The 11,069-nt window shown below is 61.2% G+C and carries 9 protein-coding genes; 8 read left to right on the top strand and 1 reads right to left on the bottom strand.

What is annotated here, in order from left to right; all coding sequences use genetic code 11:
• Nucleotides 1-14: 14 nt before the first annotated feature.
• The 8 genes from C2U58_RS19410 to C2U58_RS19380 all read left to right on the top strand — a co-directional run bounded on the left by C2U58_RS19410 (nt 15) and on the right by C2U58_RS19380 (nt 9,888).
• Nucleotides 15-3,206 carry a hemagglutinin repeat-containing protein gene (locus C2U58_RS19410; RefSeq protein WP_253256791.1) on the top strand — a complete coding sequence of 1,064 codons (3,192 nt, stop codon included), beginning with the start codon at nt 15-17 and terminating at the stop codon, nt 3,204-3,206.
• 8 nt (nt 3,207-3,214) lie between these two features.
• A complete protein-coding gene (locus C2U58_RS19405) occupies nt 3,215-3,598 on the top strand; it encodes a hypothetical protein (protein WP_102947306.1) in 384 nt (127 codons plus the stop codon).
• Between the two features lie 216 nt (nt 3,599-3,814).
• A complete protein-coding gene (locus C2U58_RS19960) occupies nt 3,815-4,327 on the top strand; it encodes a hypothetical protein (protein WP_146033503.1) in 513 nt (170 codons plus the stop codon).
• 646 nt (nt 4,328-4,973) lie between these two features.
• Nucleotides 4,974-5,717, top strand: a complete 744-nt coding sequence (locus C2U58_RS19400) for an N-acetylmuramoyl-L-alanine amidase (protein WP_102947305.1) — start codon at nt 4,974-4,976, stop codon at nt 5,715-5,717.
• Between the two features lies 1 nt (nt 5,718).
• Nucleotides 5,719-6,864 carry an MltA domain-containing protein gene (locus tag C2U58_RS19395; RefSeq protein WP_102947304.1) on the top strand — a complete coding sequence of 382 codons (1,146 nt, stop codon included), beginning with the start codon at nt 5,719-5,721 and terminating at the stop codon, nt 6,862-6,864.
• 10 nt (nt 6,865-6,874) lie between these two features.
• A complete protein-coding gene (locus C2U58_RS19390; RefSeq protein ID WP_102947303.1) occupies nt 6,875-7,417 on the top strand; it encodes a hypothetical protein in 543 nt (180 codons plus the stop codon).
• A gap of 219 nt (nt 7,418-7,636) precedes the next feature.
• Nucleotides 7,637-8,572 carry an HAD family hydrolase gene (locus C2U58_RS19385; protein ID WP_102947302.1) on the top strand — a complete coding sequence of 312 codons (936 nt, stop codon included), beginning with the start codon at nt 7,637-7,639 and terminating at the stop codon, nt 8,570-8,572.
• 128 nt (nt 8,573-8,700) lie between these two features.
• Nucleotides 8,701-9,888 (top strand): hypothetical protein, encoded by a 1,188-nt coding sequence (locus tag C2U58_RS19380; RefSeq protein ID WP_102947301.1) that lies wholly within the window; start codon nt 8,701-8,703, stop codon nt 9,886-9,888.
• A gap of 164 nt (nt 9,889-10,052) precedes the next feature.
• On the opposite strand, the gene C2U58_RS19375 is transcribed toward C2U58_RS19380, so the two are convergent.
• Nucleotides 10,053-11,024, bottom strand: coding sequence for a hypothetical protein (locus C2U58_RS19375; protein ID WP_102947300.1), 972 nt, complete (start codon nt 11,022-11,024; stop codon nt 10,053-10,055).
• Nucleotides 11,025-11,069: the final 45 nt, after the last annotated feature.

Genomic DNA, 11,069 nt, shown 5'->3' with positions numbered 1-11,069 from the left:
ACCTGAAGATTGGTGTGTTCGCGCGGGTCAAGTCGCCGTTCATTGATCTGGTCAACAACGTGGATGCTGCCCGCCAGTCCGATGGACGCCTGCAGGCGATGCAGGGCATGGCAGCCGGTGCCAATGCGTACCAGGCCGGCAGTCCCATCGCCAATGCGGCCAAGGGTGCTGGCAGCGGTGCGCTGTTCAGTGCCGAGGCCGGCATCGGCTTCAAGTCCTCCAGCAGCAGTGCCGACGGCAGCAGCACCGTCTCGCGCGGCTCCACCATCCAGGGTGGCGGCAACGTCAACCTGACCAGCACCAGCGGCGACATCCATGTGGTGCAGGGTAACCTGAGCGCAGGCAACACGCTGGCCTTGGACTCGGCAGGCGACATCCTGCTGGAGGCCGGCAAGGCGCACCTGCAGGACAAGAGCAAGAGCAACAACGCCGGTGCCGAAGTGGGCGTAGGCGTCTCGGTGGGTGCGCAGACCGGTGTGTACGTGTATGCCGAAGCCAGCGTCGGCAGCAGCAAATCCAACTCCGACAGCAGCACCTGGCAGAACACCACGCTCACCGGCCAGAACATCTCGCTGAAGGCCGAGGGCGACGCCACCCTGCGTGGCGCGACGGCCACCGCAGACCGCATCGACGTCAAGACCGGCGGCACGCTCACAATCGAATCGCTGCAGGACATTGCCGAGAGCATGTCCAAGGACAGCCAGTTCGGCGGACGCGTACAGGTCTCGATTGGCACCGCATGGGATGCCAGCGGCTACGCCAGTGCCAGCAAGGCCAACGGCAGCTACAAGGGCGTGGGCCAGCAGTCCGGGCTTTTTGCCGGGGACGGCGGCTACCACGTGGATGCCGGCCATGTGAACCTGATTGGTGGTGCCATTGCCAGCACCAATGGAGCCAACAGTGAGCTGACCGCCGAGAGTTTCACCTTCACCGATCTCAAGAACGAGATGGACTACCGGGCGAGCTCGGCAAGCATCAGTGGTGGATTCGGATCAGGCGGGGAGAAGGCAACTGACGCGAATGGCAATCCCGCTGCCACGCCCAACGCTGCTGGTCAGTTCAAGGATATTGGCAGCAACGTAGCAAACGGAAAGTTCGGCAACGCAGACGGCAGCAACTTCAGCGGTGGCGTACCCATGACCAGCAGTGGCAGCGACAGCTCCACTACCTACGCCACCCTGACCGAGGGCAACATCACCATCGGAGGCAAGAAGGTCACCGCTGCAGAGCTTGGCGTGAACACCGACGCCAGCAAGGCGCATGAAGCAATCAGCACCTTGCCGGACCTGCAGAAGCTGATGCAGGAACAGCAGGCGATGTCGTCGGCTGCGGGTACGGTGGTGGCTACCAGCAAGCAGGTGGCGGGGGACGTCTTCGCCTATAAGAGCGAGCAGGCAAAGCAGGCCTTTGAAGAGAGCCTTAAAAAGAACAATGCCGAAGAGTGGGCCAACTACTCAAAGCTGGACAGTAATGGCAAAGCGGGCTACCTGCAGAATGCCAGTCAGGAGTATCGTGAAGCTCTCAAGTGGGGCACGGGCGGGGAATACAGCCGCGCCCTGGATGCGGTCACGACGGCGATTGTAGGAAGCGTTGCGGGCCAAGGCGGTGGCCAGGTGGTATCGAACGCGCTGGCTCCGTATGCCGCCGCGCTGATCGGAGACCGATTCGACACCAACCACGGCAAGGATCCAGATGCGGTCATGCAGCTCCTCTCCCACGCCGTACTGGGTGCACTCCTGGCAGAGGCAAATGGAGGAAGCGCTGGCAATGGAGCACTTGCTGCTGGTGCTGGGGAAGTTGCGGCGCAGTACATCGCCGATTATCTGTACCCGGAGGGTCTCTCGAATCTCACCGAGCAACAGAAGCAGACCGTTCTCGCACTGTCACAGGCTGTAGGGGCGATTGCTGGCGGGGCCGGCGGCAACGGGCTTGCTGGCGCAGCGCTGGGATCAAACATTGCCCAGAACTCGGTGGAGAACAACCGGCTTCTGCACCCGTCCGAGGTCAAATTCCTGGCCAAGAAGGAGACGGTTGATAGCTACATTGCCTTCATGGCAAGTCACGGCGTCGTATTGACCGCGGAGGAGGCGCGTTCCAGCCTTAACCGGTTTGCCAGCTCAAAGGAAGACAATAGCTGGTCGGCGATACTTGGCCAAGATCCGCTCACCAGTGAGTTCCTTTCCAGCATGTCGAAAGGCCTCACCTACCAGGATTCCACCGGGAAAAGTCACGCGTTTTTTGTCAGCTCCACTACTGAGCTGAAAGATCCTACGATCAACCTGAATGCGCTGTACGACGCAAGGTTTGACCCTGTCGTAGCCCAGTACCTTGACAGCATTGGGGCCAACAACCGCCAGCCCACTGACCTGAATCGCGAGTTGTTTGGGTATGGGCAGTTGGCCGGCTACTCCTACGCAGATGGGCAGGCATCTGCTTGGGGCGACATCAAGTTGATTGCAAACTCCGTAGTGAGCTTCGGTCAGTCTGTGCTCTACAGCGGCACCAGCGACCAGATCGGCCCGTACGATGAGCTCAAGCTGAAAGCAAACCTCCAGCTGCTTCTGAAAGATCAAGGTCGGTGGGCAGAGGCGGGTTTCGTAGAAGGTGCAGAGTGGGCAACAACTCAAAGGCTCATGTGGTCTGGGATGGCACTCGGCGAGGCCGGCGGTTTCCTTGGTGGTAACCTCATCAAGCACATAAAGCTTCCTTGGAGACTTGCTGATGATCTTGCTAAGGCAAAGAGCCCACCAATAGCGAGCTGGGCGGCGGATAGCGAGGCTGGTACCAGCACTAAAGCGCCAAGTGGGGATCTGACAGGGCAGCCGGAGTTGCCGCCAAGGAATGCGCATGCGGACCAAGTGCGCGCGATCGATAGGCAGAATGAGGCGGCGGTGGCACTTGCAAAGTATGGTGAGAACGTTGAGCAATTGCCCAATACAAAGAAGAACGCGGCCAATCCCGATCTTAAGATCAATGGTCAGATCGCCGATGTCCTCTCACCGATCACCAATAGCCCGATCTCGGTCCTCATGTCAATTCGAGGTAAGGTAGAGAAGCAGGCGCCCACCATAGTGGTGAACTTGCAGGATTCAGTTATTACGATCTCACAGCTGGAAGGGGTCCTTCGGGCTAATCCCGTCCCAGGACTCAGGGCGGTCTATATCATGAAAAACGGAGAAATTACCGTGATGAAAGGTGTCCAATGAGTCTCACAATGTGGATTGAGATCGAGGCGGGCGCGAGCATGCGAGGCATATCAGATACCTTGACGGCCATGGACATCCAGATGGAACCAGTGGACGGTGCTGCCACAGGCTTCTTCAATCGGTCGCATTGCCAGTTCCTGTTCCGGTATGACTCCTCACCAGAAGAAGTAGTAGTCGATTCCTTGAAAGTGGATTGGCGCGTTGGCGTCCGTGGATCCTTTCACTACCGAGCGGACAATCTTCATGAAAGCTTGGCGGACATCGTTGAATTCGTGCGGTCCTATGCGGCGTCCCAGCCCTTCAACTTTGTACTGTCGTTCCAGCTGGAGACCGTCTACGCGGTCAGGGACCAGTCCGGACTACGGTTCCTGGTGCCAATGCCTGAAGGCTGAATCCGATTTCGACTGCAATGAGGTCTGGGGGCCGTCAATGAGCAACTGGAATTCGGTTGCTAGGACGGCTGCGGTGTCTGTCAGGAAGTCGACACGCATATACACGGGACGGTAAGCGTACAACCAGCCAACGGTGCGGCGAGCCTTATAGGAACGACCTGCGAGCGACAAAAGGCTCGGAATGGCTCATGAGCCTTCCCCAGTCGGAAAGTAAACATGATGCATCATCTAGATGGCCGCTTGTCCGCTGAAGATGCTTACCAGGTAATGATGGCATTCCTGCAGGCGTACGGTGAAAGGGGAGGCGGCGAAGACACGTTGGTGGACGTTCTGTCCGGCGCTATGTCGTACTTGTGGGAAGACGGAACGCCCAATGACCCTGCGATGTGGGGCGATTGGGTCGCGGCATTTGGTCAGGCAAGGCCACTGGCTCGTGGTTCTAGTGATGCCGAGGTCACACACGGTGAACCAAATGCGACTATTGCATTGACTCTAGGCGAGGCCTACCGGACGATGACGACCTTTCTCGACAGCCTCTATGAGCTGCGGGGTGGCGATCTTCCTCTAGTTCATGTCATGGATCTTCTCGGATCCGCTGCAGTCGGCGAGCCGCCAAACAGGCAATCGCCGGAGTGGCGCGACTGGCTGGAAAAAGCCCATGCGACCCTTGCGGAAAGCGATCGTGCGCGCAGTGAGGGTGATGTTCTTGGCAAGTGGCCATACTGCTAGCTACCACGGTGTTGGCAATTCGATACGTCACTACGTTGTCGATCGTGGTTCCTTGGAAGCATTCCTTGTGGATGCTGGATCGTGCGCCTCCATCGAAGTCTCGCGGCAGCTTCAAGACCTTGACTACATGACGGAGGCCGAGACGGGCAATCACCGGTGTACGACTCTTCGGACAAGGTCCGCCCTACAAGACATCACCTGTGGGTTGCCTTTGTGATGCAGGCTGGAGTCTGATTTGAAGAATTCCGGGGGCGAAATGGGTGAGGCCAAACGAACGCTTTTGGAATGGCTGTACCATTCCCTATGGCTGCTCTGCCTTCTGGTGGAGTCAGTCTCAGCCTATTCCCATTGGAATCGACGCTCTAGACTGGCGGCAGAACTACTATCCGCTCCGTACGGCGACTGGGTTCGACTGGCGGGCGTAGTTGCCACACTGTCACTGCCGGTGCTGTGTTGCATCCTGATAGCGCGAATGAGGGACTTGAAATGGGCACGCGCTTGGGAAGTCGCCTTGGCACTCATTGTCATTTCCATGTTCCTGTACAACGTTTCATTTATCAGGTCGTGAGATTGCAGGCTGCGTCGTCGGTGGCCTCGCAGGGCCTGGCTCTACGCATTGGGGCGGCTTATGAAGCACAATCAAGCCATGCGCCGATTCCGACTCCCGCTCGTGCTGCTCGCCACCGCCCTGCTCGCCGGGTGCGCCACCAGTACCGACATCCGCAGCCCGCTGGCCACCTGGGTGCCGTCGCCGAACCATAACGTACGCAGCCCGGTCATCATCGTGCTGCACCACACCGACCAGGACAACGTGCAGCAGAGCCTGCACACCCTGCGCACCGCCAACAGCGGCGGCCGGGTGAGCTCGCACTACCTGGTGGGGTCCGATGGCCACATCTACCAGCTGGTGGCCGACAACCTGCGCGCCTGGCATGCCGGTGGCGGCCGCTGGGGCAGCATCACCGACCTCAATTCGGCCTCGATCGGCATCGAGATCGACAACGATGGCAACAGCCGGTTCGCGCCCGACCAGATCGCTGCGTTGATCCGCCTGCTCACTGACCTGTGCACGCGCCTGGACATCCCGCGCAGCCAGATCATCGCCCACGCAGACCTCGCACCGGCCCGCAAGCAGGACCCCAGCCGATACTTCCCCTGGCAGCAACTGGCCGAGGCTGGATTCGGGATGTGGCCGCGCGCCAGCGATGGCCCGGCGCCCGAAGGCTTCGATCCGTGGCTGGGCCTGCAGGCCTTCGGTTACGCACTGGACGACCGCGCTGCTACCGTAGGCGCGTTCCACCGCCGCTTCCGAGGCCGCGACGACCTGCCGGCCACCCTCGACGCGGAAGACGCCCGCATTCTGCATTCGCTGCTGCTACAGACCCGGTGACATGACCAAGCATTCTGCCTTCGCCCTGCTGGGCCTGACCCTTCTCACCGCCTGCAGCACCGTTCCTCCAACCAAGCCAACCGCCGCCCCGCCGACCAGCACCTATGCCAAGGCCGACTGGAAGGCGCTCCCGCAGGTTGCCGATGCTGACCTGGAGGCCGGCTTCGCAGCCTGGCGCAGCGCCTGCCCGCGCCTGAAGAGCGATGCGGTCTGGGCCTCCACCTGCGCCGCCGCCGCCAATGTGCAGAACACCCCGGCAGCGATCCGCCAGTTCCTGCAGGACAACCTGCAGGTCTACGCGCTTCGCGCCGGCGGCCACCGCGCCGACGGCCTGATCACCGGCTACTACGAACCGGTCTACACCGGCAGCCTCACCCGCACTGCCAAGGCCACGGTTCCGGTCTACGGCGTGCCAAGCGACATGGTCAGCGTTCAACTCGATGAGCTCTACCCCGAACTTAAGGGCAAGCGCCTGCGCGGTCGCGTGGAGGGACGGGTGCTCCGGCCCTACGACGATTCGGCAAAGATCAGTGCCCAGGGTGCCAAGGCACCGGTACTGGCCTGGCTGACCCACCCGATGGACCTGCAGTTCCTGCAGATCCAGGGCTCGGGCCGCATCCGCCTGGACGACGGCCGCCAGCTGCGCATCGCCTACGCCGACCAGAACGGCCACCCGTATCGCCCGATTGGGCGCTGGCTGGTGGAGCAGGGTGAGCTGAAGAAGGAAGACGTCACCATGGACGCCATCCGCGCTTGGGCCAATGCGCACCCGGCACGCGTGCCCGAACTGCTGGCCAGCAATCCGAGCTATGTGTTCTTCACCAAGGGCCCGGAGGGCGACGAAGGCCCACGCGGCTCCTTGAACGTGCCGCTCACCGCCGGTTACAGCGTTGCGGTGGACCGCAACGTGGTGCCGCTAGGCAGCCTGTTGTGGCTCTCCACCACCCGCCCGGACGGCAGCGCGGTGGTGCGCCCGGTAGCCGCGCAGGACACCGGCGGCGCCATCGCCGGCGAAGTGCGTGCGGACCTCTATTGGGGCACCGGCGACGCGGCCGGCAAGCTGGCTGGCGACATGAAGCAGAAGGGCAACCTGTGGCTGCTGTGGCCGAAGGGTGTAGCGCTACCCACTTCCACTGCTGTCGAGTAAGGACGCGAGCATGGTCTTCTTCTACGCGATGGTTGCGGTAATGGTGGTGGAGATCGTGCTCATGCTTGTATGGAGCCCGCTCTACTTCGGGCTGGGCATCCGGTTGTTCAGCGAGCGCATTCCGGCGACGGCGGAGATGCGTCAACGGCTGGTGCTGAACTGCCTGGAGCGCGACGTGGCTACACAGGAGTGGATTCCACTGGTGTTCCGCGCACTGCCTGATGGGCGCATGGCATTCCGCGAGAGCTTCTTCCTGGCCGTTTCCGGGCGCTATTACCCGGTGATGCGTGGGCTGGTGACGGTAGATGCCAGGCGCAACCAAGTGCGGGTGGAAGGCATTTGCAACTGGATGACCTTGGGATTCGTGGTGCTATGCGTGGCGATGCCGATGGTGGCGACGGCCACATGGCCGATGCTGCTGATCCTCGGGTTGTTCTTGTATTGCTACTTCATCCAACGTCGTCGATACCACGAGGTGGCCGACGCGTTGCGCGAACAGATGCGCACCGAATTGCCCGAAGCCATCATGCAGTTGCGGCGCCGGGTGGGGTGATGACACGCATGGCGTGTCACTACGCGTAGACGCGTGCAGCCGCGTAGCGACACGCCACGCGTGTCCCACGCAATCCAAAGCCGCAAATACGGTAGTGCCACGCCCTGCGTGGCAAACCGAAGCCAGTAAATCTACTGCCCCCCAATCAGTGATTACTCGCAAGCCCCCACCACGCCCCAGCGCTAGCATTTCCCCACCAGGAACTGCCGCGACCCCACCATGCACGAAGGCCTCCTAAAAAGCTGGAACGCCGGCCACGCCCGCCAATCCATCATCGCCTTCATAGCCCGCGTCACCCAGGAAGGCGGCCCCGAGTATGTGGCCCCGGCCGCACGCATCGCCGTCTTCGACAACGACGGCTGCCTCTGGTGCGAAAAGCCCATGCCAATCCAGGTCGACTTCCTGCTCCGCCGCATCGCCGAGCAGGCCGAAGCCGACCCCGCCTTGCGCGAAAAGCAACCCTGGAAGGCCGTATACGGCAAAGACCAGGCCTGGCTGGGCAGCATCATCACGCGCCACTACGAAGGCGACGACACCCTGCTCAAAGAGGCCGCCGAAGGCCTGCTCTCCGCCTACGTAGACGATGAAGTAGAAGCCTTCTCAGCCAAAGCCCTGCAGTTCCTGCTCAACGCCCGAAACCCCGCCCTCGACCGCCCTTACCTGAAAACCGCCTACGCGCCCATGCGCGAGCTGCTCAGCTACCTCGAAGCCAATCGCTTCACCAGCTACATCGTCTCCGGCGGCGGCCGCGACTTCATGCGGCCCATCACCCAGTCGCTGTACGGCATTCCCCCAGAACGCGTGGTCGGCACCTCGGTGGTGCTGGAGTACCGCGAGAAGGACGGCATCGGCACGCTGGTCCACACCTCCAAGCTCGAGGTATTCGACGACGGCCCCAATAAAGTCGTACGCATCTGGAGCCGCATCGGCGCCCGCCCGATCTTCGCCGCCGGGAACTCCAATGGCGACATCCCGATGCTGCAGTTCGCCACCCAGGGCGAAGGGGCCTCACTGGCGCTGCTGGTCACGCACGATGATGACGTTCGCGACATCGCTTATACCTCCGGCGCTGAGAAAGCGGTCGCCTTGGCCGCCGAACGCGGTTGGCCGGTAGTAAGCGTGCGCGATGATTGGGCGAAGGTGTTCGTGGACTAAGCGGGGCGAGAATCTCATGGCTTCGTGAGAACAACCCTTTCGTTCGCGTCAAAGTCAAGCAGGGCATGGATTAGCAGAAATTTGCTAAGATTAGCGAAACAGCGAAAAGCTCGCTAATGGAGTCATCCATGTCCCTGCAGACCACTCTTCCCTACTTCGCGCGCCCCGATCTGTTGGAGAGCGTTACGCGGCTGCTGCTCTCGGGCGCCAATGTCACGTTGTTCGCTCCGCGTCGGCATGGAAAGACGTCTTTCGTTCGTCACGACCTGTTGCCAGCGTTGCACGAGGCGGGATGGTTTGCCGCTCGGGTTGATCTATGGCGTAACCGTGACAACCCTGAGCTTGGGCTGGTGGAGGGATTGGAGTCGGTTGCCTACGCAACGTCGTCCCGCAGCCCGTTGACCCGCCCACTAAGCCTGGCCTCGCTTCGCGCCACGCTCAAAGTGCCAGGCGTAGACATTGAGGGAAGCTGGTCGCCGGCGAGCGGGCCGACCCAGCATCCAGAGGCCAGCCTTGAGAATCGCCTGGCCAACGCTCTGCACGTAATTGCAGAAAGAGGTAACCACTCGCTGATCGTGCTCGACGAGTTCCAGGCATTGGCGAAGAAGAGCTCAGACAACTTTGTTGCCTCGTTCAGGACAGCGTTGCAGGATGTTGAGGGTCGCCTCAGCGTGTTCTTCACCGGTTCCTCCCGCGACGGTTTGATGAGGCTTTTCAATCGCTCGAAAGCACCTCTGTTCCGCTCCGCCGAGTCGGTGACGCTGCCCAATCTGGGGGACAACTTCGTGGACTCGCGGGCGGACTACCTCAACGCGGTTGCATCGATAAAGGTTGATCGCGATGCGCTGAAGCGTCTGTTTCCCCGGCTCTGTTACACACCACTGTTCTTGAATGAAATCACCCGGATTCTTCTCGTCAAAGGTGATGCGGACCTGGACGGCGCCGTGTTCGAGTGGCACAGGTCCAAGTACGAAAACGAGTATGCAGAGTGGTTCAGCTCGCTGGCGGATGTAGAGTCTGCCGTGATCATCTGGTTGGCCATCAGCGGTCAGAAATCGGTGTACACGGAGGAAGCTCGAGAGTTCGTTCGGAAGCTCATGCAGGAAGACGCCGCACCACCGACCTCCCGGGTCCAGACAGCAATTCGGCGGCTGACAGCGGCGCAGGTTCTGGAGCCGACCGGCGTCAACGGGTCTTATGAAATTGCCGACCAAGGGCTGCAGATCGTAATCAGCAACGCGGTCAATGAAGACCTTATCAGGCCCAGCCGCGACTCCCTCATCCAGTTCCCGAACAGCCGCGGCCCCGTCGGCTGAAAGAGGCATTTGCGTGCAGAAAGACGAACGCACGCATCGGCTGGTACTGCGAAGCTGCATCGCAGGGTAATCGGAGAGCCGTGACCAATCTCGAGATCATGCGCACCTACGGATGTTCGATCCGAAGGAATGTCCGGATCGGCGGGCGCTGCGGTGACTGCCATCTAACGATCCATGATGACCGATGCGATAGCAGGATCTGCCGAGAACACGAACCGGTTCTGGAATTGATCGCCCACTGGTTCGATCCGGTGGACGGCGCCGTATCTCCGAGCGGCAGGATCCTTGGCCAGGCGAGCGGACCAGGCATCGTGGTCTGCCCGAGATGCGGAGGTAACCAAGCCCATGCAGAGACTCAGGCCGCAGGTGAGATCCTCGACTAAGCCTTCGCTTCCCACGGCGCGTTCCAGAACAGATCGATGATGCAGAGCCAGGTTCTGCGCATCCAGACGGGTTATCTCGTCGCCACGCATCTTCATCAGCGCCTTCGAGAACAGCGCCGGGTCTTTCAGTACCTCGTCGGACCTTCCACCTGAGAGACTGTCCTGCTCAATGAATGCCGACTCGGTGGGAAGGTAGGAACCGGACGCAAGCGCGCCCACCGGCTGGGTCTCAGCCCGTGCTGGCCGCCCCGTGTCGCGCTTCGGCGGCAGGATGATCGCCTTGATGGCCGGATCCGCTGAGAACAGGAAGCGGCTCTCGAGCCGATCACCATCACGCTCAATTGTCCCGAGGATCACATGTCTCACGGCATCGGGGTGTTCATACAGGCGCTCGGCCCACGCGTCGTGATCGGCGTGCGATCCGGCAGACACTGCGCCCATGCAGAGACTCAGGCCGCAAGTCAGATCCTCGACAACGCCCTGCGTTCCCACGGCACGTTCCAGCGCACTTCGGTAATGCCTGGTGAGATCCTGCGCCTCGATGCTCTTCTTCTCGTCTTCGCGCATCTTCGCAAGCGCCTGCGAGAAAAGCGCGCTGGATTCAAACAGCGGATCAGCGATTTGAGACGAGATGCCGTCGCGCTCGATGAACGCCGACTCGGTGACAAGGTAGGGAGCCGCTTCCGCGTCGGTACACCCCACGCACTGCAACACCACCGCGACAACAGCGCACCTGACCGGCCAGTTGAGCATCCGAACGTCCTCATGAAATCTGGAGTGCATGATCCAGCCAGGCGG

Origin of the sequence: Stenotrophomonas sp. VV52 (assembly GCF_002893095.1) — a bacterium.
GTDB lineage: Bacteria > Pseudomonadota > Gammaproteobacteria > Xanthomonadales > Xanthomonadaceae > Stenotrophomonas > Stenotrophomonas aracearum.
The sequence above is the reverse complement of the archived record's forward strand: the minus strand, read 5'-3'. Positions and strand labels throughout refer to the sequence as shown.